The sequence below is a fragment of the Arenimonas sp. genome (assembly GCF_019459675.1).
Lineage (GTDB): Bacteria > Pseudomonadota > Gammaproteobacteria > Xanthomonadales > Xanthomonadaceae > Arenimonas.
In genome coordinates this window covers 1-26,182 of sequence record NZ_JAIBFH010000039.1, presented here as the reverse complement: position 1 = coordinate 26,182, position 26,182 = coordinate 1, and the positions used below count along the sequence as shown (strand labels likewise).

The window sequence follows — 26,182 nt, the reverse complement described above, 5'->3', positions numbered from 1 at the left end:
AGCCATGCCACCCCCGCCCCGGCCCCGCCCCCCCGGGCCCGCGGCCTGCTGGCCGAAGTGGGGCTGGAAGGCCTGGAACACCGCAAGCCCGACCAGCTGTCCGGTGGCCAGCAGCAGCGCGTGGCCGTGGCCCGCGCGTTGATCACCCGACCGTCGCTGCTGTTGGCCGACGAACCCACCGGCAACCTCGACAGCAAGTCGGCGGCGGAAGTGTTCGAACTGTTCCGCAAGTTCAACCGGGAATTCGGCTGTGCCGTGCTGCTGGTGACGCACGACCCACGGCTGTCGGACCAGTGCGACCGGACGATCACGCTGGTGGACGGCAGGATCGACAGCGATGCGGCCAGGCCAGGGCCGGCGGGCTAGGCCGCGCCCGGCGACGCCGGGCGCCGCAGTGCAGCGTCAGAACGACTGGACGTAACGCAGGTAGACCGTGCGGCCGTAGGCATCGTACAGATTGAAGTTCCACGGGCGACCGTCGAAGGGAACAAGCTCAGGGTAGCGGTCGCCGATGTTCGTGGCGCCCACGGAAACCGCCGCGTTCCAAGGGGATTTCCATGACACCTGCAGGTCGTTGGTGGCGTAGCCGCCCACATCCTGCCCGCCGGTGTTGCTGTCCTGGCCCTGGAGGTAGTTGACGTTCCAGGCCACGCTGAAGTCGCCGGACGACCAGCGGTTCTGCAGGCCCGCACGCTGCTCGGGATAGGCGACCTGGCCGCGGAATTCGCTGGTGAAGCCCAGGCCGTTCAACTCGTAGCCCAGCAGCTGGTTCACCGAAAGCTGGCTGTCCATCCGGCCCAGGCCGCCCAGGTCGAAGTTCGCGCTGATCTTCAGGTCCAGGCCGTCCGTTTTCTGGCGGTTGCGATTGGCGTAGCCGCTGACGATCTGGCTGATGCTGCCGTTGGCGGCACGAGCGATGGCGAAGCCCGGTGGGATCGGTCCGAACACGCCCGGGTTGAGGTCGAGGTTGATGATGTCCTGCGGCGTGAAAACGGTAATCGTGTCCTTGATGGTGATGCTGTAGTAATCCAGCGACACGCCCAGCCAGTCCGCCGGATCCCAGGCCAGGCCGAGGCTGTACTGTTCGGACCTTTCCGAATCCAGGTTCGGGTTGGCCAGGAAAATGGTGTTCACCTGGGTCTGGCAGTTGGACGGCGCACCCAGCGCCGCGCAGGTGGCCGGATCGAACACAGGCTCGGCCGAGAACGTCGGTTTCTGGGTCAGGATGTCCAGCCCCGGCGCGCGGTAGCCCTCGCCGTAGGAACCGCGCAGCGTGAGGTTTTCCAGCGGCTGCCAGCGCAGCGCCAGCTTGGGGGAGAATTCGTCGCCGTAGTCGCTGTAGTCGTCGTAGCGCCCGGCCAGCGTGATGTCGAAGCCATCGGTGAAGGGCAGCAGCCACTCGAAGAACACCGATCGGCTGTCGCGGTCGCCGCCGGCGCTGTTGCCCGACGAGCCCAGCACCAGGCCCGCTTCGGACAGGGGATCGTACTGGTCCTGGTATCGGTTATGGCGATATTCCAGGCCCACCACGGCGGCCGAGGCGCCGCCGCCCATTTCAAAAAGGGTGAGGTCGGCGATGGCGTAGAACTCGTCCGTTTGCCAGCGCGCTTCGCGGCTGATGGTGGCCTGCAGGCCCGCCAGCACTTCCGGGTCGGCCCCGAACGGGTTGGACAGGTCGTAGGCGCCGCTGTTGGCGGCCGCGTCGGCCAGACTGGAGACGATGAAGCCCCGACCCAGCTCGATGTACTTGTAGTCGGTGCGCCGGAGGCCGACGTCCAGATTGATGTCATCCGTCAGCCGGCCTTGAAAGCCCAGCAGGAAGTCGCCGTTGGTGGCGTCGGTGAAGCTTTCGCGGTTTCCGGCCGCGGCAAAGCGGTGGTAGAAATAGGTGGGCAGGCCGTCGGTGGCGCAGGCCGGGTTGTCGCCGCAGAAAACCCCGCCGTTGATGTCGTTGGGCGTACCGTCCTGCACCACCACCAGGCCCGGCACGGGGGCGTAGCGCCCGAAGCTTTCAACCCGTGTCACCGTCGCGGCGCCGTGCAGGTTCCAGCGCTCGTTGATCTGGTGGTCGGCGCGCAGGAACAGGCTTTTCGTGCCCAGCTTGACCTCGTTGGCCGCCACGTCGTTGAAGTTGAACGAGCACAGTCCATTGCCGGTGACGTAGAACGCGCCCTGGCTGCAGCTGAAGCCGGGCACGGCGCTCAGGCGGCCCGTGTCCGCGCTGTAGTAATTGTTGCCGAAAGGCGAGACGCCCCGGACATCGCCGCCGATCTGGTCGCGTGTGAACACCATGCCGCGCTTGCTCGACGAAGCGCCGCCCATCACACGCGTCCGGTCCCCGGAGCCGCCGAACAGCATCGACATTTCCTCCAGGTCACCGCCTTCGACCTGGCTGGAACCCCGCCCATAGCGCAGCTGCACGCCTTCGAAGTCCTTGCGCAGGATGATGTTGACCACGCCACCGATCGCATCCGAGCCATAAACGGCGGACGCCCCGTCGGCCAGGATCTCGATACGGTCCACGGCCGCCAGCGGGATGGCGTTGAGGTCGCTGCCGGCAGACGCCGACATCGGGTTGGTGGGCGCGCGGCGGCCATCCACCAGCACCAGCGTCCGGCCCGCGCCCAGCCCACGCAGGTTGACCGTAGCCAGCGACTGCGCCGTGCTGCCCGACTGGGGCTTGAAGTTGCCGAAGGTGGAGAGTGTCGAATCGCGCAGCAGTTCGGCCACCGAGATGTCGCCCGAGGCGTCGATCTGCGCCCGGTTGATCACCACCACCGGGGTGGCGCCCTCGACGCCCGCGCGCTTGAGCCGCGAGCCGGTGACCTGGACCGCGTCTAGCGTGACGGTGTCCGAAACCGCCTCGCCATCCTGCGCCGTCGCCGCGTTGGGCACGGCAGAAGCGCCGGCCGACACGATGGCGGTGGCCAGCACAGTGCGGCGAAGCGAGATGTTTCGGCAAAGTGTGGGCATGCGTGGTCACCGGGGGGATGGCCACGATGGCCGGGTGACTTTTTTTACAGGCATTGCCTGCCCTTGGGCAAGGCTATGCCGCAGCACTGGCCAACGCGCCGTCAGTCGAACGCGGTGCCGCCGCCTTTCACCAGCAGCGTGGGGAACTGCCGCGGCTGCGAGCGCAGGTACTGCGGCGGTGCGCTGACGCTGGCGCCCAGGTGTGCGGCCGCGTGCCAGGGCCAGCGCGGGTTGTAGAGGATGCCGCGAGCGAGGGCGATGAGATCGGCGTCGCCGGTGGCGACGATGGCTTCGGCGTGGTCGAAGTCGGTGATCATGCCCACCGCCACCACGGGGATGCTGACCGCCTGCTTCACCGCGCGCGCCAGCGGCACCTGGTAACCCGGGCCTGCCGGGATGGCCTGCGCGGGATGCAGGCCGCCGCTGGACACGTGGATGGCGCTGCAGCCGCGGGCTTCCAGTGCTTTGGAAAATGCCACGGTCTGTTCGATGTCCCAGCCGCCCGGCACCCAGTCGGTGCCCGACAGGCGCACGCTCACCGGCCTGTCGGCGGGATACGCGGCGCGCACGGCGTCGAACACTTCCAGCGGGAAGCGCATTCGGTTTTCGAGCGAGCCGCCGTAGTCGTCGGTGCGCTGGTTGGACAGCGGCGACAGGAATTCGTGCAGCAGGTAGCCGTGCGCGGCGTGGATCTGGATGGCGTCGATGCCCAGCCGGGCGGAACGGCGGGCGGCGGCGGCAAAGGCGTCGCGCACGGCGTCCATGTCGGCGCGCGTCATCGCCAGCGGAGCGCGGTCGGCTTCATTGAACGCGATCGCCGAGGGCGCGACGGTCTGCCAGCCGTTGGTCTGGTCGGGGCCGATCTGCTTGCCGCCGTGCCAGGGCAAATCGGTGGAGGCCTTGCGGCCGGGGGGGGGGGGGGCGGGGGGGCGTGTCGTGAGGTGGGGTATGGCTCGCGCCCCCGCGCCCCCCCAGGCCTTTGAGCACCGCGTCCATCGCGGCTTCGTTGGCGTCGTCCCACAGGCCCACGTCGCCGTAGGAAATGCGGCCTTCGGGCAGCACCGCCGTGGCTTCGATGGTCAGCAGCGCCGCGCCCGAATGCGACAGTTGGCCCAGGTGGACCAGGTGCCAGTCGGTCATGCAGCCGTCCACCGCCGAGTACTGGCACATGGGCGCGATGACGATGCGGTTGGCCAGCGCCAGCGCACCAACGGTCAGCGGTTGGAAGAGTTTGGGCGAGCTCATGAGGTCCAGGCGTCCATGGTCAGTTCGAATGAGCGCACGCGCGCGGCGTGGTCGAAGATGTTGGCGGTGAGCAGGAGCTCGTCCGGGCGGTGGCGTTCGACGAAGGCCTGCATCGCCGCGCGCACGGTGGCCGGCGAACCCACGGCGCGGCAGGCCAGGGTGCTGTCGATCATGTGTTTTTCGGCGGGCGTGCAGTAGGTGTCGATGGCCGCTGCATTCTCAAGCGGCGGCGGCACCAGGCCTGGGCGGCCGCGGCGAAGGTTCACGAAGGCCTGCTGCTGGGTGGTGAACAGGCGCGCGGCTTGTGCGTCGGTGTCGGCCGCGACTACGTTCAGGGCCAGCATCACGTGCGGCTGCGCCAGCCTGGCCGAAGGCTTGAACTCACGGTGGTAAACCGCCAGCGCCTGGTCCAGCGCATCAGGCGCGAAGTGCGAGGCGAAGGCATAGGGCAGGCCCAGCGCCGCGGCCAGTCGCGCGCCGAACAGGCTGGAGCCGAGGATCCAGGCTTCGATTTCCACGCCCGCGCCGGGCACCGCCTGCACGGCCTGGCCCGGCACGGCGGGTTCGAAGTAGCGCAGCAGTTCGACCACGTCCGACGGGAATTCCTCGGCGTTGGCGTAGTAGCGGCGCAGCGCCTGTGCCGCGGCCTGGTCGGTGCCGGGCGCGCGGCCCAGGCCAAGATCAATGCGGCCCGGATACAGGCAGCCCAGCGTGCCGAAGGCTTCGGCCGCCTGCAGCGGCGAGTGGTTGGGCAGCATGATGCCGCCGGCGCCCACGCGGATGGTGTTCGTGCCGCCCGCCACGTGCCCGACCAGCACGGCCGTGGCGGCGCTGGCGATGCCCGGCATGTTGTGGTGCTCGGCCAGCCAGTAGCGGCGGTAGCCCAGGCGCTCGCCGGCGCGCGCCAGGTCGAGGGCGTTGGCGAAGGTCTGCGCCGGCGTGCTGCCCACGGTAACGGGGGCAAGGTCGAGGATGGACAGCGGGATCATTTTCAGGCCGAGGAGGGTTCAACAGAAACATGGGGTTGGGATGGGACGCGTGCAAGGTGTGGGCTCGGCACGAGCGTGCCGGCCGCCAGTCCGGTCGAGGCTGCCATTCAGTGGGTTGCGGGCAGGATGGCCATGGCGTCGGTGCGCCCGTGCAAGGCCCTGCCCAAGGGTCCACGACGCTCCGGGAGGCAGATGGCCATGGCGGCGAGATACGGTTGGCAGTGCCTCGCCTGCGGCGAGCGACCGGCCTGGACGAGCGTGTGCGATTCCAGGAGCGTAGCCGCCTTCATCCACGACGAGCTCGCGCCCAGCGGCTGGGACCAGCGCCTGCTTCGGCGTAAGTGCCTCTGCGGGAAACGCACGCTGTACATCACCTACCGCCTGAAGCGCGGCGATCCCGAGCGAGTGAGCATCAGGCACATCGTCGGCCTGGGCCTGGCGGACGACTACCTGCCCATGATCTGGGAGACCTTCCGCCACGCCACCCCCGGCACCCGCTGGCTGGACTTCAAATACCAGAAAGGCCGCAGCCCCTGGGGGCTGACCAAGCGGCTGGTGCTGACCAAGCCGCAGCTTTCGCGCTTGCTCCGGGCCTATGCAAAGGCCACCGGCAGCCCACTGGGCTAGCGCTCTTCGACCTCCAGCACCATGCCCGACGCACGCGCGCTGTCGCGCGCCACGTCGAGCGCATGCAGCAGGTCGTCTTCATCGTCAGCGTGGACCACTACCAGGTGCGTGCCGGGTCCTTCGTTGTCGCTCAGGCCGGCAGAGCTCGAGTCCGGGTCATCCATGTGCGGCATCAGGTCGGCGATTTCCTCGACCGAGTCGATGCCCTTGAGGGCCGAGACTCGATTGATCAGGTCGGCCACGTCGCCTTCGCTGGCGGTCAGACGGAATTGAACAGTGGCCATGGCGCACTCCCTACGGAAAGAGCGGCCAGTAGAGCGCACGCCGACGGAATCGCAGCCCAACGGGATCTCGCCTTCACCGGTGCCGCCGGCCCTCAGCCGCGGAACGTCTGCAGGTGCACGCTGGTTTCGGTGGCGCTGACGCCGGGGATGCCGCGGATGCGCTCGAGCGCGGCCGACAGTTCGGCCAGGCTGCCCACGCGCAGCTCGGCCAGCAGGTCCCAGCGGCCATTGGTGTCGTGCAGTGCGGCCACGCCGGGTTCGCCCAGCAGCGCGCGCACGACGGGATTCTGGTTGCCCTCCACGGCCAGTGAGGTCCAGGCGCGGATTTCGTCGGGCGTGGCGGCGGGCCGCAGGCGCAGCGTGTAGCCGGTGATCACGCCCTCGCGCTGCAGGCGCGCCATGCGGTTGGTGATGGTGCCGCGGGACACGCCCAGGGCCTTGGCCAGGTCGGCCACGGCGGCGCGGGCGTCGTGGCGGAGTTTGGCGATCAGGCGGTGGTCGAGGTCGTCCATTCGAGCAATCCGGCAACGAGTACTGTCTTTTTAGCAGCTTTCTGGCGGATATGAAGCATTCCTGCCGTTTCGCGCTGCCGCGCGGCTCCGGACAATGGCGTCTACCGACACCGCCTTCCGGAGACCGACCATGGCCATGACCCAGCTCACCACCCAGGACCTCACCCGCATCGTTGCCGCGCAGGGCCTGCCGACCCTGCTGGCGCGCCTGGTGGACTACCTGGAGGCCGATTTCCGCCGCTGGCCGGAATTCGACAAGAGCGCGCGCACCGCCGCCCACTCCGACGTGGGCGTGATCGAGCTGATGCCCATCTCCGACGCCAGCGACTTCAGCTTCAAGTACGTCAACGGCCATCCGGGCAACACCCGCCTGGGCCTGAGCACGGTGGTCGCCTTCGGCGTGCTGGCCGACATGCGCACCGGCATGCCCAGCCTGATCAGCGAACTCACGCTCACCACCGCGCTGCGCACCGCCGCCACCTCGGTGATGGCGGCCAAGGTGCTGGCACGCAAGGATTCCAGGTCCATGGCGCTGGTCGGCAACGGTGCCCAGAGCGAGTTCCAGGCGCTGGCCTTCCACCACCTGCTGGGCATCGACGAAGTCCGCGTCTACGACGTTGACCCGGCCGCCACCGACAAGCTGGTGCGCAACCTGGCCGCGGCCGCGCCCGCCCTGCGCGTGGTGCGCAGCGCCAGCATCGCCCAGGCCGTGCGCGGCGCCGACATCGTCACCACCGTCACCGCCGACAAGGCCAACGCCGACATCCTCACCCCGGAAATGATCGAGCCGGGCATGCACATCAACGGCGTCGGCGGTGACTGCCCCGGCAAGACCGAGCTGGCCACCGGCGTGGTGGCGATGGCGTCGGTGTTCGTGGAGTTCGAGCCGCAGTCGCGCATCGAGGGCGAAGTGCAGCAGATGGCCGCCGATTTCCCGGTGACCGAACTGTGGCGCGTGCTCACCGTGCAGGCCGCGGGCCGCCGCAACGCCGCCGAGGTGACGCTGTTCGACTCGGTCGGCTTCGCGCTGGAGGACTATTCGGCGCTGCGCCTGGTGCGCGACTGCGCCATCGAGCTCGGCCTGGGCCACGAGGCCGGCCTGATCCCCGACCTGCGCGACCCGAAGGACCTGTTCGGCGAGCTGGCCGCAGCGCCGGCCATCGCACGCCTCAAGGCCGCCTGAGCCACCGGCACCAGCGCATAACCAAGAACGGGGTCAGGTTAACTTCTTGATAAAAGAAGTAAACCTGACCCCGTTCTTGTTGCGTTCTTCTGTTAAGTGAAGCTGGCCCCGTTATTTACCAGACCACTTCGGCCATGGAGCAGTTCAGGCCTGAGCCGATGCCCAGCAGGGCGACGCGGTCACCCTTTTTGAGGCGGCCCATTTCGCGCAGCTTGCTCAGCACGATCGGCACCGAGGCCGGGCCGATGTTGCCGTGCTCGGCGAAGATGGTGAGCACCTTCTTGGGGTCGATGCCGAAGGCCTTGATCATGGCCTGGGTGTGGACCTGGCTGACCTGGTGCACGACGAATTCGTCCAGTTCGTCCACCACCCAGCCCAGCGCCTGGCGGGCCGACGCGAACGTGAGCGTGGCCAGCTTCAGGCCTTCGATCAGCAGCATGCGGGTGTCGGTGACCATTCGGTCGAGGTTGCCGCGGCACAGCGTGTTCCACTGCGTGGCGGCCTTGGTGACGCCGCCGCGGTAGCGCGGCGCGTCGGGCGTAAGTTCGGTGCGGCTGAGCACCATGGCCGCGGCGCCGCAGCCCAGGGTGAGGGTGGCCAGTTCGTTGCGGAACTGTTCCTCGGTGACGTCGGGCGACTTCATCCGGTCAAGCGTGCGCTTGTAGGCGAGGTTGGCGGTTTCGCCGTCGACGATCAGCGCGTATTCAATCTCGCCGCGCTCGATCATGCGGCTGGCGATGTCCATGCCGTTGAGGAAGGCCAGGCAGGCGTTGGCGACGTCGAAGTTCTGGCAGTTCTCGCCCATGCCCAGGTTGCCGGCGACGATGGAAGCGGTGGACGGCTCCAGGTAGTCGCGGCTCACCGAGGTGTTCACGAGCAGGCCGATCTTGCTGCGGTCGACACCGGCATCGGCCAGCGCTTTTTCCGCAGCCAGGGTGGCGGCGTCGCTGGCCTGGGTCTCGTCGTCCCAGAGGCGGCGGGCCATGATGCCGGCGATGTCCTGCAGCACATCGGTCTTGATGCCCAGCCGGTCCATGGTGGGCTTGAGTTGGGCATTGATGTCCGCCGAGCTCAGGCGGTGGGGCGCATCGATGTGCGCAAGGCCGGCGATGGAAACGTGCTGGAACAACATGGACGGGTTCGCCTGAGGGGAAACCCGTCAAAGTTACTCGTTTCGGGCCTGCGCCTCAACTTTCACCGGCCCCGGATGTGAAGAACCGGGGCCTGGGGCTCACTCTTCGATAGGGTAGGTCTCGGCCGTACCGTCGCCGGCGGGCTTCTGGACCGGGGCCCGGCCAACCGTGGCACCGGCGCCGCAGCGGAAGGCCAGGAAGCGCTGTTCGCCGTCCACGGGCTCGCCCTTGGGCTGCACGGTGTCCGCCTGGAGGCCGGGGGCCTCGTTGCGGGCGAGGGTCTCGAGCTCGTCGCGCACCCGCAGGTCGTTGCGCTCGTAGGGGCCCAGGCTGTTCTTGACCGACACCGATACTTCGCCACGCTTCTCGCAGGCGCCCAGCGACTCGGTGGCGCTGGCCACGCGGACCTGCTTGCCGCCCTCGGCCATCTTCACCCAGGTACAGCCGCCCAGCGAGGCGACGATGACGGCACACAACAGCAGCTGGCGCATGGCGCTTCCTTCAGAAAAGAACACGGGCGGGATTGTCGCCCCGCCCGTGCTGAACCGGCAATGAGTGCGAGCGCTTACTGCGCGCTGGCCACCGGCTTGGCGGCGACGGGCTTGCCGTCGGCGTCGACCACCTGCACCTCGCCGATGTCGAGGGCGCGCACGCCGGCCTCGATCTTCGACAGGTCGCCCACCACCACCCAGGTCAGGGCTTCGGGCTTGAGGGTGCCGGCCGCGGCCTGGACCACGGCCGGGGTGAGCGCTTCGATCTTGGCGCGACGCTGGGCAACGTAGTCGTCGGGACGCTCGAAGCGCACGATGCCGTTGATGGCCGCGACCACCGAACCGGCGGTTTCATACGAACCCGGCAGGCTCCGGATCTCGGTGGCCTGGATCTTGGCCACTTCGGCCGCCGTGGCCGGAGTCTTGCCGCTGGCGTACTCGGTGATCTCGCGCTGCATTTCCACCAGCGACTCGGCGGTCTTGTCGATCTGCACCGCCGCGAACGCCAACCACGGGCGCTGGCCCTTGGCGGTCTGCAGGAAGCTGTAGGAACCGTAGGCCCACTGCTTGTTCTCGCGCAAGTTCATGTTCAGGCGCGAGCTGAATTCGCCACCCAGCACCGAGTTGGCGATCTCCAGATCGATGGCCTGGCTGTCCATGCTGGAAGGCACGGCCTGGCCGACGAAGATGTTGGCCTGGATGGCGCCCGGCTGGTCCACCAGGAAAACGCGCGGCTTGGTCGGCAGCGCGACGGCCGGCACGACCACCGGCTTGGCGGCGGCGCCCTCGACCTTCCAGGCGCCCAGATGCTTCTCGAGCACCGGCATGATTTCGGCCAGCGTGGTGTCGCCGGTGACGATCAGCGTGGCGCCCTCGGGACGAACCCAGGCCTGGTGGTAGGCCACCAGGTCGTCGCGGGTGAGCGAGGCGATGGTGGCTTCGTCACCGGTGCCGCTGAACGGGATGGCGTAGGGATGGCCTTCGCCGTAGATCAGCGGCGGCAGCAGGCGCTGGGCGGCCGAGTTCGGGCGGGCCTTTTCCTGCTTGATGCCGGCGATCCAGCTCTGGCGCACGCGCTCGACCTCGTTGGCGTCGAAGCGGGGGCTGCGCAGCATCTGCGCGAACAGTTGCACCGACGGATCCAGCTTTTCCTTCAGGGCCGACAGCGCCGCGGCGCTGCCGTCGAGGCTGGCGCCGGCGGAGAGGTTGGCGCCCAGGGCTTCGGCACGGTCGGCGAAGGCCAGCGCGTCAAGGTTGCCGGCGCCTTCGTCCAGCATGCCCAGTGTGAAGCTGGACGTGCCGAGCTTGCCGCCGGTGTCGGCGACGTAGCCGCCTTCCATCAGCAGGTTCATCTGCACCACCGGCACGTCATGGCGCTCGGCCACGATCACCTTGATGCCGTTGCTGAGCTCGCCGCGCTGCAGCGACGGGAACTTCAGGCCAGGGAACTCGGTGGTCTGCGGCACGCCCTTGCTGCGGTCAACGCCGGTCTCCACCGTGGTGTACTTGGGGTCGGCGGCGGGCACGGCGGCCATGTCCGGATGGGTCTTGGACTCTTCCTCGACGGTGGCCACGCGCTCGCCCGGGGTGATCACGATGGTGTGGTCGCCGCGCGAGAGCCACTTCTTGCCGGCCGCGGTGACGTCGGCGGCGGTGGCCGATTCGATCACGTCCAGGCTTTCGCGGAAGCAGCCCGGGTCGCCGGTGTACACGGCGCATTCGGCCAGCGCGTCGGCCTTGCCGCCGAAGCCGCCGATGCGCTCGATGCCGCGCACGAAGCCGGCCTTGAACACGGTGCGGGCCTGCTCGAGCTCGGAAGCGGTGGGGCCTTCGGCCAGCAGCTTGGCGAGCTCTTCGTCCAGGGCCTTTTCGACGGTGGCCACGTCCACGCCCTGCTTCACGTCCACCTGGATGAAGAACAGGCCGCCGAGCAGGCTCGACCAGGCAGCGGTGGACACGTTGTCGGCCAGCTTGTCCTGGAACACCAGGCGCTTGTCCAGGCGCGAGCTGCGCGAGCCGCCCAGCACCTGCGACAGCAGCTGCAGGCGATCGACGTCTGCCTGGCCGTACTCGGCGGTGTTCCAGGCGCGGTAGACGCGGGCCTGCGGCACCTTGTCGGTCATGGTTTCGCGGGTGGAGGCGGTGCGCGGCGCGGGATCGACCTTGGGCTGCTCCATCGTCGGGCCGGCCGGGATGTCGCCGAAGAAACGCGTGGCCTTTTCCTTGGCGGTGGCGACGTCAATGTCGCCGGCCAGCACCAGCACGGCGTTGTTGGGGCCGTACCAGGTCTTGAAGAAGCGCTTGACGTCATCGAGCGAGGCGGCGTTGAGGTCGCTCATCGAACCGATGGTGGACCAGCTGTAGGGATGGCCCTTGGGGTAGCTGGCCTTGAGCAGGCGCTCGTAGAATTGGCCGTAGGGGTTGTTCTCGCCCTGGCGCTTTTCGTTCTGCACCACGCCGCGCTGTTCGTCCAGCAGCTCCTGCGTCACCGAGCCCAGGAAGTGGCCCATGCGGTCGGATTCCATCCACAGCGCCATGTCCAGCGCCGTGGTGGGCACGTTCTGGAAGTAGTTGGTGCGGTCGGAGTTGGTGGTGCCGTTCTGGTCGGTGGCGCCCACCAGCTCGAAGGGCTCGAAGAACTCGCCCGGGTAGTTCTCGCTGCCCTGGAACATCAGGTGCTCGAACAGGTGCGCGAAGCCGGTGCGGCCCGGCAGCTCGTTCTTCGAGCCCACGTGGTACCAGATGTTGACCGAGACGATCGGCGCCTTGCGGTCGGTGTGCACGATCACGCGCAGGCCGTTGGGCAGGGTGAACTGTTCGAAGGCGATGTCGGCGCGCGCGGCGGCGGCCGGCTGGGCCTGGGCCTGCGCAAGCGGCGCGTAAAGCGGCGAGAAGCCGGCGAGGGCCAGGCCAAGGGCCAAGGCAATGGCGCTGGCGCGCGGGCGACGGATCGAGGTCATTCGGGGTACCTTGCAGGGACTTCCGGACAGGCCGGGGGACCCGAATCCTAGCCTGCATTGACGGCCCATACACTAGGCCAAAGGCCATAGTCGCGCATGGACAATACATCATCACATCGCGCCATCGTCACCGGCGCCAACCGCGGCCTGGGGCTGGAGTTCGTCCGGCAGCTGCTGGCACGGGGCGGCCGGGTCGTGGCGGGTTGCCGCCATCCGACCGCCGCGGACGCACTGCAGTCGCTGTCGGCCGCACATCCGGGCAGGCTGTACGTGCTGACGCTGGCGGTGGATTCAGACACCAGCCGGCTGGCCTTCGCGCGCGAAGCAGCCGACCAGTTCGATGGGCTGGACCTGCTGGTGAACAACGCCGGCATGCTGGCCACTCGCGAGGCGTTTGGCGAGCTCGATGGCCAGGTGCTGGAACAGACGCTGGCCACCAACACGGTGGCGCCCCTGATGCTGGTGCAGGCCCTGGCGCCGCTGCTGCTGCGCGGCGCGCGCGCCCGGGTGCTCAACATCAGCTCGGCGCTGGGCTCGATCGCGCGTGCCGACGGTTTCTATACACCCACCTACCGCATCAGCAAGGCGGGCCTGAACATGGCGGGCGTAATGATGGCCCGCGCACTGAACCCTTCGGGCATCGGCGTGATCACCGCCAGCCCGGGCTGGGTGAAAACCGACATGGGCGGCAGCGACGCGCCGCTGAACGTGGACGAATCGGTCGCCAGCCTGCTGCGCCTGGTGGACGAACTTCCCGGCATTCCCGCGGGAGACTTCCTTGACCGAAACGGGGAGCCGCTGCCATGGTGACGCGACTGCTGGCCATGGCGCTGTTGCTGGCGGCGGTGCCCGCCCAGGCGGCGCTGACGTTTGAGGAAGGGGTGGCGCGCGACCCGGCCAGCCGCAGCCTGCTCTATCGCGAACACCACCTGGTGCGCCGCGCCGACGGCCGGCCAACCGAACGCCTGGTGGTTTATCGCTGCGCCGACGGCACCGCGTTCGCCCGCAAGCGCGTGGACTATCGGCGCTCGGTGCAGGCGCCGGAATTCAGCTTCGAGGATGTGCGCCTGGGCTATGGCGAAGGCCTGCGCCGGGCGCAGGGTATCGACACCGTTTGGGTGCGCGACGGGCGCAGCGCCGGTGAACGCAGCGCACCGCTCGACGAGCAGGCGGCACGGCTGGTGGCTGACGCGGGGTTTGACGAGTTCATCCGCCAGCAGTGGAAGCCCCTGGTTGCGGGGCAGTCGGTGCCGCTGCGCTTCGCGGTGCCGTCGCGGCTGCAGACGCTGGGATTCAAGGTGAGCCGCCAGGCCTCGCTGCAGGTGGGCGGTGAGCCGGCGGAATCGTTCCGGCTCAAGCTGGGTGGATTGCTGGGATGGATCGCTCCCCACATCGACGTGGCCTACGGCCGCGACAGCCGCCGGCTGCTGCGCTTCGAGGGCCTCAGCAACCTGCGCACGGACGATGGCCGTTCCCAGCTGGTGGCCCGCATCGAGTTCCCGGCCCCCGCCGTGGCCGCTGCGGAGAGCCAGTGGCGCCAAGCCGAGCGCCAGCCGCTGTCGGCCTGCCGCGTCCGGGCCTGATCGCAGCGGCGATAATGCCCGGATGATCAACGTCATCCTGTTCGAGCCCGAGATCCCGCCCAATACCGGGAACATTATTCGCCTGTGCGCCAACACCGGCGCCGGCCTGCACCTGGTTGAACCGCTGGGCTTCGACCTGGACGACGCGAAACTGCGACGGGCTGGGCTGGACTACCACGAAACCGCGCGCGTGCATCGGCACGCTTCGCTGCAAGATTGCCTGGACTTCCTCGGGCAGCCGCGGCTGCTGGCATTCAGCGCCCGTTCGGAAAACCGATTCGATCGCATGGCCTATGCGCGCAACGATGCGTTGCTGTTCGGACCCGAAACGCGCGGACTTCCCGACGCCGTTCTTTCCTGCGTGCCCGCTGCGCATCAGCTGCAGCTGCCCATGCGCGCCGGGCAGCGCAGCCTGAATCTTTCCAATGCCGTGGCGGTCGCTGTTTTCGAAGCGTGGCGCCAGTTCGACTACGACGGCGCCGCGATCCATGACTGAAGACAGGGGTGGTGAAAAAGAGGCCTGCCGTTAACCGTGCGTTGGGTTGCGATCCCCATACTGCGGCCTGCCCAGACGTTTGGGCGACCCCCCAAAAAAGGATCCACACCATGAAGCGCTCACTTATTGCCCTGGCCCTCGCTGCCCTGCTGCCGCTGTCCGCCCACGCTGACGACAAGCTCAGCTACACCTACGTGGAAGGCAACTACATCTCGACCGATTCCGACGGCGGCCTGGACGGCGACGGCTTCGGCCTGCGCGGCTCGTATGAGTTCGGCGATTCGGGCTTCTACGGCTTCGGCGGCTACTCGCAGGTCGACATCGACGGCACCAGCATCAGCGCCGACACCACCGACTTCGGCCTGGGCTATGCCCATTCGATCGGCGACAACGCCGACCTGATCGCCGAGATCGGCCACACGCGCTCGGACATCGAGATCGCCAAGCTCGACGGCTTCCGCACTTCGGTCGGCGTGCGCGGTTCGTTCACCGACCAGCTGGAAGGCTCGCTGAAGGCCAACTACTACGACGGCAACGACTTCAACGGCGACTTCAGCGGCACCGTCGGCATGCAGTACAAGTTCAGCCAGACCTGGGGCGTTACCGGTGACGCCGAGTTTGGCGACAACGGCGAAACCTACACCCTCGGCCTGCGCGCCAGCTTCTGATCCAAGCCGTCACGCAGTAGGAAAAAAGCCCGGCTCCGGCCGGGTTTTTTTTCGTTCTTCGCCCCAGCAGGCGGATACACGCTGGCATTGGACGCGGCGTGCTCCCGGGGCCGTGGCGTGCCGGCCGCGCCGGGGCATAGACTGCCGCCCCCGAAACCAGGCACGCCCATGGCCGACTCGCTGTTCCGGAAAGAAGCGCTCGAAGCCCGACGGTCGCGCTGGCTCGGCGGCATCGTACTGGGCCAACCCCTCGGACCCTGGCTGTTGACGGCATTCGCCGTGTTCGTGGCCACGGCGATCGTCCTGTTCCTGGCGTTCGGTGACTACGCCCGACGCTCGCGCGTGGCGGGACAACTGGTGCCCAGCCTGGGCGTTGCCTCGGTGATGGCGCCGACGTCGGGCACCCTGGCGCAGGTGCACGCAGAAGAGGGCCAGCTCGTGCAGGCGGGCGACGTGCTGGCCGTGCTTTCCTCGCCAAGAGCGACACTGGCGCGGGGCAACACCGACCAGGCCCTGCAGGCGACCATCGCTGTACGGCAGGACAGCGTGGTCGAAAGTTACGTTTCGCAGCGGCAACAGATCCAGGCCCAGTCAGCCGGGCTGGCGGAGCAACAGGACGGGGTGCGTTCGGAGCTGCGCCTGATCCAGGCCGAGCTTGCCACGCGCCGCCAACAGCAGCAGCTGGCCGAGCAGACCATGGACCGGTACCGCGGCCTGCGCGAAAAGCAGTACGTCACCGCGCTGCAGCTGCAGCAACAGCAGAGCATCGTGCTGGAAAACGTCGGTGCAGTGCAGGCCCTGGAGCGGCAGGTGCCGGGCCTGCGGCGCCAGCTGTCGCAGCTGCAGCAGGCGCGCTCGGAGCTTCCGTCGCGGCTGGCGGCGCTGGACGCCGCCGAACAGGGGGAGCGGGCCACCCTGTCGCAGCAATCGGTGGAAGCCCACGCGCGCGCCGAATCGGTCATCGTGGCGCCGGTCACCGGCACCGTCAGCACCCTGCTGGGCCAGGTTGGCCAAGCCATGCAGCCGGGCCAGCCGGTGCTGAGCCTGTTGCCCGCGGGCAGCCGCCTGGAAGCGCACCTGCTGGTGCCGAGCCGCGCCGTGGGTTTCATCGAACCCGGCGACACCGTGCTGCTTCGATACCAGGCGTTTCCCTACCAGAAGTTCGGACATCACAGCGGCCGCGTCGCGCGGATTTCGCGCAGCACCATCAACCCGGGTGAACTAGGCTCGATCTCGAATGCAGGGCAGCCGGGCGAACCGTACTACCGCATCGTGGTCGCACTGGACGAGCCAACCGTGCGCGCATTCGGCAAGGACGAACCGCTCAAGCCCGGAATGTTGCTCGAGGCCGATATCCTCGGAGAAAAGCGCCGGCTGTGGGAATGGGCGTTGGAGCCTGTGTATGCGCTTGGCAACAACCTCGGCGCCAACTGATTTGATGCCTGGTTCACCGCCAGACGCCTGCAGTCCGAAGGCGTCGCAGCAGTACATCCAGGACGATGCGCGGCTTGAATGCGAACGGGCAAGACCACCCATGCGGATGGGTCCGTGAGCGAGTCGGTCAGCTGTGAAGCGATGCTGGAGGTCTTAGCCGACTGATTCCGGCGTCCAACGCCCAGGCCACTGGCGATGGCCGGTGGGCTGGGTCCTTTTCCTCGGCGTCTTGCGTCGATTTCCCGGGAATTTTCCTTGAAGCAACGGGCTGTGGTTTTCATCGCTGGACTGATGGCATCCTCGCCCGCCCTCGCCACTAGCCGCGCGTCCCGAAAGCACCGACTCCATTGAAGCTCACGCTGCAATCCCAGGCAGCAGAGTGCGGCCTGGCCTGCCTCGCCATGGTGGCCGACCACCACGGCCACCAGACCGACCTTGCCGGCCTGCGAAGGAACTTCCAGCTGTCGCTCAAGGGCGCGGCGCTCAACCGGCTGATCGGCATCGCCCAGAGCCTGGGCTTCCAGACCCGCGCGCTGCGGCTTGAGCTCGAGGACATGGCGCAGCTGCAGACGCCGTGCATCCTGCACTGGGACCTGAGCCATTACGTGGTGCTGGCCAAAGCCGGCAAGTCAGGGATCACCGTACTGGACCCGGCGTTCGGGCAGCGCAAGCTCGGCTACGCCGAGGTCTCCGCGCACTTCACCGGCATTGCCCTGGAGCTGACGCCGGGCCATGCGTTCAAGGTGCAGGGCCCCCCGCCGGCCGTCAGGATCTCCCAGCTCACCGGCCCGGTGCGCGGACTATGGCGCGCACTCGCGCAGATCCTGCTGCTGTCGGTGGCGCTGCAGGTGTTCGTCCTGCTGGCGCCGTTCTTCATGCAGTGGGTCGTCGACCAGGCCCTGGTCTCGGCCGACCGCGAACTGCTGACGGTGCTTGGCCTGGGGTTTGGGCTGGCGCTGGTGCTGCAGGTGGCCATCGGCCTGCTGCGCGGCTGGGCCGTGGTTTACCTGTCGAGCAGGCTGGGCCTGCAGTGGACGGGCAATGTCTTCGCCCACGCCCTGCGCCTGCCGCTGGACTTCTTCGAGAAGCGGCACCTTGGCGACGTCGTGTCGCGGATGGGGGCCGTGCAGGCGATCCAGCGCACGCTGACGACGAGTTTCGTCGAGGCGCTGATCGACGGGCTGATGGCCGTGGCGACCCTGGCGATGATGCTGATCTACAGCGCCAAGCTGGCGCTGGTGACGCTGGCGGCCGTCACGCTGTACCTCGGCATCCGCGCGATCGCGTTCAAGCCGCTGCGCACCATCACCGAGCAGCAGTTGATCGCCTCGGCGCGGCAGCAGTCCCACTTGCTGGAATCGCTGCGGGGCATGCAAAGCGTCAAGGTTGCCGGCCAGGAGGGTTTCCGCCAGGGCGCCTACCTGAACCTGATGGTGGACTCCGTCAACCAGGAAGTGCGCCTGGCCAAGCTTGGACTGGGCTTCACGACCGCCAGCCAGTTCGTGTTCGGTATCGAGCGCATCGCCGTCATCTGGATCGGGGCCGTGCTGGCAATGCAGAGCGTGTTCTCGGTTGGCATGCTGATTGCCTACCTGGCCTACAAGGACCAGTTCGCCGGCCGCATTGCCAGCCTGATCGACAAGTGGATCGAGTTCCGGATGCTTCGCCTGCACGGCGAGCGGTTGGCCGATATCGTGCTGACGCCGCCCGAGGAGGATCCGGCGTCGGCGTTCTCGTCGCCGCCGCCGGCCAGCACCCGCATCGAGGTGACGGGCCTGGGTTTCCGCTACGCCGACGGCGAGCCCTGGGTGATCAAGGACTGCACGTTCACCGTGGCGGACGGCGAATGCGTCGCCATCGTCGGCGCCTCGGGCTGCGGCAAGACCACCCTGGTCAAACTGCTGCTCGGGCTGCTACCGGCCACCGAGGGCAGCGTGCGGGTCGGTGGCCAGGACATCCGCAAGCTCGGCATGCGCAACTACCGCGCCATGGTGGCCGCGGTGATGCAGGACGACCAGCTGTTCGCGGGATCGGTCGCAGAGAACATTGCGTTGGGCGACAGCGAAATGAACTTTCCGCGCGTGGAGGCCGCGGCGCGCTTGGCGTCCGTACACGAGGACGTGTGCGCGATGCCGATGGGCTACCACAGCCTGATCGGCGACATGGGCACCACCCTTTCCGGCGGCCAGAAGCAGCGGGTGATCCTTGCCCGTGCGCTGTACCGCAAGCCGCGCCTGCTCTTCCTCGACGAGGCCACCAGCCACCTGGACGTCGAGCGCGAGCGCATCGTCAACGACGCCGTGCGCCGCCTGAAACTGACCAAGGTGATCGTCGCCCACCGTCCGGAAACCATCGCATCCGCCGATCGGGTCCTGGTGATGCACGAAGGCAGGGTGGTGCAGGATCTGAGGGCGCCGGCGTCGGCAGGAAACCTGCGGGGGGTCGACACGCACTAGTTTGGCGAGGGCGCGCGCCCTACTCGAACAGGCCTTCCGGGTACTCGGGCTTCTGCTCGCGCGAGAGCAGCAGCTGCAGCCCTTCGATGGGCGTGATCTCGCCGTGCAGCACGCGCCGCACCAGATCCGAGATGGGCAGCTCGATGCCGTGGCGGTCGGCCAGGCGCATCACTTCGTCGGCCGTCTGTACCGACTCCACCACCTGGCCGATCGCGGCCACGGCTTCCTGGATGGACTGGCCGCGGCCCAGCGCCAGGCCCAGGCGGCGGTTGCGCGAGAGGTCGCCGGTGCTGGTGAGCACCAGGTCACCCAGGCCGGACAGGCCCATCAGGGTTTCCGCGCGTCCGCCCAGCGCAACGTTCAGGCGCAGCATCTCGTTGAGGCCGCGTGTGATCAGGCCGGCGCGCGCATTCAACCCCAGCTGCATACCGTCGGCGATGCCGGTGGCCACGGCCAGCACGTTCTTCATCGCACCGCCCAGCTCGGCGCCCAGCATGTCGGTGCCGGTATAGGCGCGGAAAGTCGGACCGTGCAGTGCTTCGGCGACCTGGCGGGTGAAGTCCTCGTCGTCCGAGTGCACCGTCACCGCGGTCGGCAGGCCCTGTGCCACTTCCCTGGCGAACGAGGGACCGGTGACCACGGCCAGCGGCACGCCGGCGCCCAGCACGTCGCCGGCCACTTCATGCAGGAAGCGGCCGGAACCGGGCTCGAAGCCCTTGGTGGCCCAGGCCACGCCCGCATGCGCGCGCCGGAACGGCGCCAGCGCCTTGAGCGTTTCGGTGAAGGCGTGGCTTGGCGTGACCACAAGCACCAGATCGGCACCGGCCACCGCCTGGCCCAGGTCGCAGGTGGCCAGGAGGGACTCGGGCAGGGGCACGCCAGGCAGGTAACGGCTGTTCTCGTGGCGTCCGTTGATGGACGCGACCTGGTCCGCGTCGCGGCCCCAGATCGTGGTCGGGTAGCCGTTGCGGGCGATCAGCGAAGCCAAAGCCGTGCCCCAGGACCCGGTCCCGAGGACGGCGATGGACGGCTTGTCGGTGCTCACCCGCGCTCGCTCCGGATCAGGCGTTGCCGATCTCGGCGGGCGCTGCGCTCTGCTCGGCGCGACGGCGCAGGCCTTCGGCGTAAAGCGCTTCGAAGTTGATCGGCTGCAGATAGAACGGCGGGAAGCCGCCCTGGGCCACCAGGTCGCCGATGAACTGGCGGGCATACGGGAACAGCACGTTCGGGCAGTACGTGCCCAGCATCATGTCCAGCGTGCGGTCGTCGAAGCCGGCCAGGGCAAACAGGCCGGCCTGCTGGATCTCGGCCAGGTACACGGTCTTGTCGGCCAGCTTGCAGGTCAGCGTGATGCCCAGCACGACTTCGAACAGGCCCTCGCCAACACGGCCGACCTTCTGGTTGAGGTTGAGCTCAAGCTGCGGCTGACCCGGCTCGCTGTAGACCTGGGGCGCGCCCGGCACTTCGAAGGACACGTCCTTGACGTAGATCTTCTGGATCGAGAACTGCGCCTGGTCGGCGCCAGCGGCGCCATTGTTCTGCTCGGCCATTACGGCAACTCCATTATCAATCGTGGGATGAGCCGGCGATTATCGCACGCCGGCGGCAGCTCAGGCCTTGCCCTTGGCCAGCGGCAGGCTTGCACCGGTCCAGGCGCCGATGCCGCCGTCGAGCACGCTGACCTTTTTGAAGCCGGCCTTCACCAGCTTCTGGGCCGTGGCCGACGCGGTGGCGCCAACGGCGCACACCAGCACCACCGGTGACTCCTTGGCCTTGGCCAGCAGCTTGCCCTCGGGGTCGACCTGGCTGGGCAGCAGGTGCTTGGAGCCGATGATGTGCCCCTTCTCGAAGTCACCCAGGCCACGCAGGTCCACCACCAGGGCGTTCTCGCGGTTGATGAGTTCAGTCAGCTGGGCCGGGCTGACGCCCTTGAAGCCGCGGAACAGCCGCATGACCTCGGTAAACACCAGCGCCAGCGTCAAGCCGACGAGCACGAGGGACAGCATCAGGTTCTGTTGGGCGAATTCGAGCAGGCGATCCATGGCGGGCGGGCGGTTCCTACGGCGGGGCCGGCATTATGGGCGCCGCCGGGCCCGCGGGCCAAGCATGATCAGCGGGCGTCGAGGTCCGGCAGGCCGCTCACCAGCCACCAGCGCTTGGCCTGGGCGTCCCAGCGCCACTGCTGGCGGTCGGTGATGATGCGCTCCACCTGGGTGTTGCGGTTGACCAGGCGCAGCTCAACCACCTGTTCGTACTGGCCCTCGGCGGGCTCGGAGGCAGACTTCACCTCGTAGCCGGCCACCTGGAACTGCTTGTAGCGCTCGGACTCCAGGTCGGTGATCGGCCGGGCGCGCAGGGTTTCCGGGTCCACGAACGCCCGGGCAGCGTCGAAGTCACTCCAGCGCACGGCGCTGACGTAGGTGTACAGGGCCTGGTCGCGCGGATTGCGCTGGGCCCCCATCGAGCTGCAGGCCGTCAGCAGCAGCACGGCCAGGGCCGGGGCGAACACGCGCAGGGAGTGGCTGGTCATGGCCGCATTATGCACAAAGCCGGCGGCGGGCCTCAGACCGGGCGCAGCGCGGCGAAACGGCCGCTGAGTTCGGCCACCACCACGCCTTCGGGATCGTGCAGGGTGGCCAGGATCCCGGCGCGGGCGCGGCCGCGCTCGCGCAGGCTGCGCATGAAGGCGGCCCAGTCCACGCCCGGCTCGAATCGCGCCTGGGCATCGAGGTCGCCGTAAAGCGGCTTGAGGTAGCGCACGTGGCTGTCGGCCACGTACACCTCGGCGGGCAGGGCTTCGGCCTCCAGCTTCAAGGTCAGCAGGCCCCAGCCGGCCAGGGTCATGATGCCGGCCATGCTGCCGCCGAAAGCGCAGCCCTTGTCGTTGACGTTGGCCGCCAGCGGCGCCGTAAGCCCGAGCACGTCGTCACCGTGGAAAACCGCCCTCACCTGCATTGCCGCCACGGGCGGCATGGCCAGGTAGTGGGCGTTGAGCGCGTCGAGTCCTTTCATGCGGTGCTGTCTTCCCGGGGGTGTGCCAAGCTGGGCGCCATGGACAAGGCAGGGTCGGCGCCAACGTTGGCGGGATGGTACGTCATCTCACTGCGCCCCTCGGGAGGCCACGCGCCGGTGCGCCGTGCGGCCGCCGCGCGGGGTGCGCGCCTGCTGCCCCTCTCTACGCTCAAGCTGGTGCCGGTGGATGCAGGCCCGGCGCTGGCGGCGGCGCTGGCGTGTCCGCTGGTGGTGTTCACCAGCCCGGCCGCGGTTGCGTTCGCGCTGGGATCACGGGACGCGCAGACCCTGCCTGCCCGTTCCGGCCAGCGTTGGCTGGCGGTGGGCAGCGGGACCGCGATGGCGCTGCGCCGCGCCGGCATCGCCCGGGTCGCCGTTCCCGAAGGTCGCGCGGACTCCGAGGGCCTTTTGGCGCTGGGCGAACTACAGTCACTGCCGGGCGTGGACGTCGGCCTGGTGACGGCGCCCGGCGGACGCGGCCTGATCGGCGAGACGCTGGCGCAGCGAGGCGCGCGGGTGCACGTGGCGGCCGTTTACCGGCGCAGCGCCATTGCGCCGTCGCCGGCGCGCCTGCGGCGGCTGGACCAACTGCCCGGCACCAGCGCGCTGCTGGTCAGCAGCGCCGAAGCGTTCGACGGACTGTGGTCGCGGCTGCCGCCGCCCGCCCGCGCGCGACTGGCCACGAGGCCCGTCGTGGCCAGCAGCCCCAGGCTGGCGTCGATGCTGGCGGGGCAGGGTTTCGCGGCAATCGTGCTGGCACCGGGCGCCAGCCCGTCGCGCCTGCTGGCGGCGCTGGCCGCGGATGTAGGCGCGGGGCGCTTCCGGTAAGATTGCGCTTTGTTTCGCGTTCTCTTCGGGTAGTGAACACCGTGCTCGAGCAATCTCACGATTCCCCGGCGCCGCGCCGCGCTTTTGGCGCGCTCGGATGGCTGCTGGTGCTCGCCGTTCTGGCGGCAGGCGGCTACGGCGCGTGGCGCGCATGGCAGCTGTTCGTTCCCGTGGCGCAGGAAGGTCCCGACCTCAGTCCCGAGGCGCTGGATGCGCGGCTGCTCGACGCCGAACAGGCCGTCATCACCCTGCGCCGCACGCAGCAGGGCCTGGACCAGCGCCTCACCGACACCACCGCGCGTACCGGCCTGCTGCGGGACGAAGTGCTGGGAGTGGGCCAGCGTGCCGCCATCCTCGAAGACAGCCTGCGCGAGCTCTCGGCCCAGGCCGGCGAAGGCCGCGAGGCGCTTCGGCTGGATGAAGCCGAGCTGCTGCTGAGCCTGGCGCAGGCCCGGTTGGGCATCGCCGGCGATCTTGCAGGCGCCATCCGCGCCACCGCCCTGGCGCGCGAAGTGCTGGAGCCGATGACCGACCCGCAGTTCATCAGCATTCGCCAGACCCTGGGGCAGGAGCTGGCGACGCTGCAGGCGCTGCCGGCCGACCCGCGAGCGCTGGCCGCCGGCGAACTCGACGCGCTGGAGGCCGTGCTGCCGCGGCTGGCCAGCCGTGCGCCGGGCGAACCCACTGCCGCTGGCGGGCAACGCCCGGGCTGGCAGCGCGTGATGGATGCCGTGGTGCAGGTGCGGCCCAGCAGCAGCCAGGACCTGATCTCCCCCTCCGACCGGGCCACCGGCGAGGCTGGCCTGGGCCTGGACCTGGCGCTCGCCCGCACCGCGCTGGACCGCCGCGATGCCGCCGCCTTCCGCGCCAGCCTGCAGCGCGTGGACCAGTGGCTGCAGCGGCTGTATGCCGATGACGCCGCGCTGCGCGAGCGACGCGAACGCCTGGCCGCGCTCGGCACGCTGCCCCTGGTGCCCGACCTGCCGATGCAGGGCGCCAGCCTGCAGCAGCTGCGCGACCTGCGCCGCAGCCTGAGCGGCGGTCCTTGAACCTTTATCGCAGCCTGCTCTGGTGGCTGGCGCTGGCGGCCCTGGGCGCGCTGGGGTGGAGCTGGTTCGCGCAGGACCTGGGCGACGTGGTGGTGCGCTTCCGCGGCCTGACCTACACGACCACGCTGGCCTATCTGGTGATCGCCTGGGGCCTGCTGTGGTTCTCGCTGTGGGGGCTGTGGTGGCTGCTGCAGCTGCCGATCCAGGCATGGCGCCGGCACGCGCGCCAGCAGGCCCGCAACCGCCTGGTCAGCGGCCTGGAAGCCATGCACCAAGGCCGCTGGCAGCGCGCCGAATCGCTGCTGGCCAAGGCCGCCGAGGACAGCGTGGTGCGGACGCCGGCCCTTTTGGGGGCACGCCGCGCCGCCCTGGCTGCAGGCAACGCCGAAGGCGCCGCGCTGCACCAGGCCGCCCTGCTGGCACACGATGCATCCTGCGCCGCACTCGAACAGGCCTCGGCATTGTCCGATCTGGGTCGTTACGAAGACGCCTTGGCCTCCCTGGACACCCTCGCCAATCCGCTGCCGCCGCGGGCGCTGCTGCTGCAGGCGCGCGCGCTGGCGGCCACGGGCCGCGCCCAGGACGCCGTCCCTCACTTCAGCAGGCTACGCCAGGAGCAGGCGCTGCCGGCGGAGCAGCTGACGGCCCTGGAAGAAGAGCTCGCCGCAGCCGCGCTCGACCAGGCCCACGCCGCCACCCAGCTGCAGCGCTGGAACGCCCATCCGCTGCGGCTGCAGCAGGCGCCGGCGGTTGCGGCGGCGTTCGCCCGCCGGGCCACGGCGGTGGGCTTCGAAACACAGGGCGCGCAGGCCCTGGCCGACGCCATCGACGCGCACTGGGACGAAGCACTGGTGGGGCTTTACGGCCGCCTGCACGCCAGGCCAGACACGCCCCGCGTGGAAAGGGCCCAGGCCTGGCTGCCGGCACACGGCAACAGCCCGGCGCTGCTGGTCGCGCTGGGCCGGCTGTATTTCCAGCAGCAGCAGTGGGCCAAGGCCGAAAGCTACCTGCACCGCGCACTGGCCCAGGGCGCCGGTGCCGAGGCCTGGGAGGCGCTGGGCGACACCCTGGCCGCCCAGAACGACAGCACGCGAGCCTCGCTGGCCTACGCCAACGCCCTTCGCACCGGACGCAGCGAATCCACCCTGCAGCTCGACGGCCGCAGCCTGCGCGAACAGATCGCCGACCAGGCCGTTGCCGAACTGCGCAACGAACACGGCATGCCGCTGCTCCCGCCCTGAAAGAACGGGGTCAGCGTTCGATGATGGCGGCGACGCCCATGCCGCCGGCGGTGCAGATCGAGATCAGCACGCGGCCGGAGCCTTTTTCCTTCAGCAGCTTGGCGGCGGTGGCGACGATGCGGGCGCCGGTGGCCGCGAACGGATGGCCCAGCGCCAGCGAGCTGCCGACCACGTTGAGCTTGCTGCGGTCGATGCTGCCCAGGGCGCCGGTGGCGCCGAGCTTGGTCCTGCAGAATTCCTCGTCTTCCCAGGCCTTGAGCGTGCACAGCACCTGCGCCGCGAACGCTTCGTGGATTTCATAGAAATCGAAATCCTGCAGCGTCAGGTTGTTGCGCTTGAGCAGCTGGGCCACGGCCCAGGCCGGCGCCATCAGCAGGCCTTCGCCGTGCACGAAGTCCACCGCCGCCACTTGGGCGTCCACCAGGTAGGCCTGGATTTCCAGGTCGTGGGCCTTGGCCCAGTCTTCCGACGCCAGCAGCGCGGCCGAGGCGCCGTCGGTGAGCGGCGTGGAGTTGCCGGCGGTCAGCGTGCCCTGGCCCGAGGTCTTGTCGAAAGCGGGCTTGAGCGTGGCGAGTTTTTCCACCGAGGTGTCGGGGCGCAGGATGTTGTCGCGCTCGAGGCCGCGGAACGGCGCCACCAGGTCGGCGTAGAAGCCGCGCTCGTAGGCGGCCGCGGCGTTCTTGTGCGAGGCGGCGGCCAGCGCGTCCTGCGCCTCGCGCGGGATCTGCCATTGCTTGGCCATCTCTTCGCAGTGCTCGCCCATGGACTTGCCGGTGCGCGGCTCGCCCACGCCCGGGAACTCGGGCTTGAATTCCTTGAACGAAAAACCCTTGAAGGCCTTCAGCCGCGCGCCGAAGCTGCGCGCCATGTTGGCATCGAGCAGGCGGCGGCGCAGGCGCTTGTTGACGACGATCGGCACGTCGGACGTGGTGTCGGAACCACCGCCGATGCCGGCCTCGATCTGGCCCAGGGCGATCTTGTTGGCGACCGTGATCACCGTGTCCAGGCCGGTGCCGCA

At 68.9% G+C, this 26,182-nt stretch carries 24 protein-coding genes and 2 pseudogenes; 12 read left to right on the top strand and 14 right to left on the bottom strand.

What is annotated here, in order from left to right; genetic code table 11:
* On the top strand, positions 1 to 366 hold a 366-nt coding region (locus K0M70_RS01565; RefSeq protein WP_290778391.1), incomplete at its 5' end, for an ATP-binding cassette domain-containing protein.
* A 36-nt stretch (positions 367 to 402) separates the two neighbouring features.
* Here the strand turns inward: K0M70_RS01565 and K0M70_RS01560 are convergent.
* From K0M70_RS01560 to K0M70_RS01550, 3 genes and pseudogenes are all read right to left on the bottom strand, one after another.
* Entirely contained in the window at positions 403 to 2,973 is a 2,571-nt protein-coding gene (locus K0M70_RS01560) for a TonB-dependent receptor (protein WP_290778388.1), read from the bottom strand.
* A 101-nt stretch (positions 2,974 to 3,074) separates the two neighbouring features.
* A pseudogene (locus K0M70_RS01555) lies at positions 3,075 to 4,218 on the bottom strand (NADH:flavin oxidoreductase/NADH oxidase).
* Positions 4,215 to 5,207 (bottom strand): LLM class flavin-dependent oxidoreductase, encoded by a 993-nt coding sequence (locus K0M70_RS01550; RefSeq protein ID WP_290778386.1) that lies wholly within the window; start codon positions 5,205 to 5,207, stop codon positions 4,215 to 4,217. Before K0M70_RS01550 ends, K0M70_RS01555 begins: the two are co-directional and overlap by 4 nt.
* Positions 5,208 to 5,465: 258 nt before the next feature.
* Between K0M70_RS01550 and K0M70_RS01545 the strand changes: the two genes are divergently transcribed.
* Complete coding sequence (locus K0M70_RS01545) at positions 5,466 to 5,834, top strand: hypothetical protein (RefSeq protein WP_290778384.1); 369 nt, start codon at positions 5,466 to 5,468, stop codon at positions 5,832 to 5,834.
* Here the strand turns inward: K0M70_RS01545 and K0M70_RS01540 are convergent.
* Complete coding sequence (locus K0M70_RS01540; RefSeq protein WP_290778382.1) at positions 5,831 to 6,118, bottom strand: hypothetical protein; 288 nt, start codon at positions 6,116 to 6,118, stop codon at positions 5,831 to 5,833. The genes K0M70_RS01545 and K0M70_RS01540 overlap by 4 nt on opposite strands.
* 92 nt (positions 6,119 to 6,210) lie before the next feature.
* On the bottom strand, positions 6,211 to 6,630 hold the full coding sequence (locus K0M70_RS01535) for an Lrp/AsnC family transcriptional regulator (protein WP_290778381.1): 420 nt from the start codon (positions 6,628 to 6,630) through the stop codon (positions 6,211 to 6,213).
* A gap of 130 nt (positions 6,631 to 6,760) precedes the next feature.
* On the opposite strand from K0M70_RS01535, the gene K0M70_RS01530 reads away from it, so the two are divergent.
* The gene (locus K0M70_RS01530; RefSeq protein WP_290778378.1) at positions 6,761 to 7,813 is read left to right on the top strand and encodes an ornithine cyclodeaminase; all 1,053 of its coding nucleotides are present in this window, start codon (positions 6,761 to 6,763) and stop codon (positions 7,811 to 7,813) included.
* 115 nt (positions 7,814 to 7,928) lie between these two features.
* Here K0M70_RS01530 and K0M70_RS01525 read toward each other — a convergent pair whose 3' ends face one another.
* The 3 genes and pseudogenes from K0M70_RS01525 to K0M70_RS01515 all read right to left on the bottom strand — a co-directional run bounded on the left by K0M70_RS01525 (position 7,929) and on the right by K0M70_RS01515 (position 12,397).
* Positions 7,929 to 8,945, bottom strand: a complete 1,017-nt coding sequence (locus tag K0M70_RS01525) for a 3-oxoacyl-ACP synthase III (RefSeq protein ID WP_290778376.1) — start codon at positions 8,943 to 8,945, stop codon at positions 7,929 to 7,931.
* 183 nt (positions 8,946 to 9,128) lie between these two features.
* Positions 9,129 to 9,437, bottom strand: a pseudogene (locus K0M70_RS01520) (DUF4156 domain-containing protein); the annotation flags it as partial.
* A 74-nt stretch (positions 9,438 to 9,511) separates the two neighbouring features.
* Positions 9,512 to 12,397 carry a pitrilysin family protein gene (locus K0M70_RS01515; RefSeq protein WP_290778374.1) on the bottom strand — a complete coding sequence of 962 codons (2,886 nt, stop codon included), beginning with the start codon at positions 12,395 to 12,397 and terminating at the stop codon, positions 9,512 to 9,514.
* Positions 12,398 to 12,493: 96 nt separating this feature from the next.
* On the opposite strand from K0M70_RS01515, the gene K0M70_RS01510 reads away from it, so the two are divergent.
* The 6 genes from K0M70_RS01510 (at position 12,494) to K0M70_RS01485 (ending at position 19,034) form a co-directional block, all read left to right on the top strand.
* Complete coding sequence (locus K0M70_RS01510) at positions 12,494 to 13,207, top strand: SDR family oxidoreductase (RefSeq protein WP_290778371.1); 714 nt, start codon at positions 12,494 to 12,496, stop codon at positions 13,205 to 13,207.
* Entirely contained in the window at positions 13,201 to 13,980 is a 780-nt protein-coding gene (locus tag K0M70_RS01505; RefSeq protein WP_290778369.1) for a hypothetical protein, read from the top strand. The genes K0M70_RS01510 and K0M70_RS01505 overlap by 7 nt, the downstream gene beginning before the upstream one ends.
* Positions 13,981 to 14,002: 22 nt before the next feature.
* Entirely contained in the window at positions 14,003 to 14,476 is a 474-nt protein-coding gene (locus tag K0M70_RS01500) for a tRNA (cytidine(34)-2'-O)-methyltransferase (RefSeq protein ID WP_290778366.1), read from the top strand.
* Positions 14,477 to 14,586: 110 nt separating this feature from the next.
* Positions 14,587 to 15,144: an outer membrane beta-barrel protein gene (locus tag K0M70_RS01495; protein WP_290778364.1), complete on the top strand. Its 558-nt coding sequence runs from the start codon at positions 14,587 to 14,589 to the stop codon at positions 15,142 to 15,144.
* 168 nt (positions 15,145 to 15,312) lie between these two features.
* Positions 15,313 to 16,578, top strand: coding sequence for an HlyD family efflux transporter periplasmic adaptor subunit (locus K0M70_RS01490; protein ID WP_290778361.1), 1,266 nt, complete (start codon positions 15,313 to 15,315; stop codon positions 16,576 to 16,578).
* Positions 16,579 to 16,925: 347 nt separating this feature from the next.
* Positions 16,926 to 19,034, top strand: coding sequence for a peptidase domain-containing ABC transporter (locus tag K0M70_RS01485; protein ID WP_290778358.1), 2,109 nt, complete (start codon positions 16,926 to 16,928; stop codon positions 19,032 to 19,034).
* Between the two features lie 19 nt (positions 19,035 to 19,053).
* Here K0M70_RS01485 and K0M70_RS01480 read toward each other — a convergent pair whose 3' ends face one another.
* The 5 genes from K0M70_RS01480 to K0M70_RS01460 form a co-directional block, all read right to left on the bottom strand.
* Positions 19,054 to 20,079 (bottom strand): NAD(P)H-dependent glycerol-3-phosphate dehydrogenase, encoded by a 1,026-nt coding sequence (locus K0M70_RS01480; protein ID WP_290778356.1) that lies wholly within the window; start codon positions 20,077 to 20,079, stop codon positions 19,054 to 19,056.
* A gap of 16 nt (positions 20,080 to 20,095) precedes the next feature.
* Positions 20,096 to 20,584, bottom strand: coding sequence for a protein-export chaperone SecB (gene secB, locus K0M70_RS01475; RefSeq protein WP_290778353.1), 489 nt, complete (start codon positions 20,582 to 20,584; stop codon positions 20,096 to 20,098).
* Positions 20,585 to 20,644: 60 nt separating this feature from the next.
* On the bottom strand, positions 20,645 to 21,076 hold the full coding sequence (locus K0M70_RS01470) for a rhodanese-like domain-containing protein (RefSeq protein ID WP_290778351.1): 432 nt from the start codon (positions 21,074 to 21,076) through the stop codon (positions 20,645 to 20,647).
* Between the two features lie 68 nt (positions 21,077 to 21,144).
* Positions 21,145 to 21,564 (bottom strand): hypothetical protein, encoded by a 420-nt coding sequence (locus tag K0M70_RS01465; RefSeq protein WP_290778348.1) that lies wholly within the window; start codon positions 21,562 to 21,564, stop codon positions 21,145 to 21,147.
* 32 nt (positions 21,565 to 21,596) lie between these two features.
* Positions 21,597 to 22,046 (bottom strand): YiiD C-terminal domain-containing protein, encoded by a 450-nt coding sequence (locus tag K0M70_RS01460; RefSeq protein WP_290778345.1) that lies wholly within the window; start codon positions 22,044 to 22,046, stop codon positions 21,597 to 21,599.
* 39 nt (positions 22,047 to 22,085) lie between these two features.
* Between K0M70_RS01460 and K0M70_RS01455 the strand changes: the two genes are divergently transcribed.
* The 3 genes from K0M70_RS01455 (at position 22,086) to K0M70_RS01445 (ending at position 25,164) form a co-directional block, all read left to right on the top strand.
* A complete protein-coding gene (locus K0M70_RS01455; protein ID WP_290778343.1) occupies positions 22,086 to 22,874 on the top strand; it encodes a uroporphyrinogen-III synthase in 789 nt (262 codons plus the stop codon).
* Positions 22,875 to 22,981: 107 nt separating this feature from the next.
* Positions 22,982 to 23,923: a uroporphyrinogen-III C-methyltransferase gene (locus K0M70_RS01450; protein WP_290778341.1), complete on the top strand. Its 942-nt coding sequence runs from the start codon at positions 22,982 to 22,984 to the stop codon at positions 23,921 to 23,923.
* Positions 23,920 to 25,164, top strand: coding sequence for a heme biosynthesis HemY N-terminal domain-containing protein (locus K0M70_RS01445; RefSeq protein ID WP_290778338.1), 1,245 nt, complete (start codon positions 23,920 to 23,922; stop codon positions 25,162 to 25,164). The genes K0M70_RS01450 and K0M70_RS01445 overlap by 4 nt, the downstream gene beginning before the upstream one ends.
* Positions 25,165 to 25,174: 10 nt before the next feature.
* Here the strand turns inward: K0M70_RS01445 and K0M70_RS01440 are convergent.
* Positions 25,175 to 26,182 (bottom strand): acetyl-CoA C-acetyltransferase (locus tag K0M70_RS01440; RefSeq protein WP_290778335.1); only part of this gene is annotated, 1,008 nt, incomplete at its 5' end.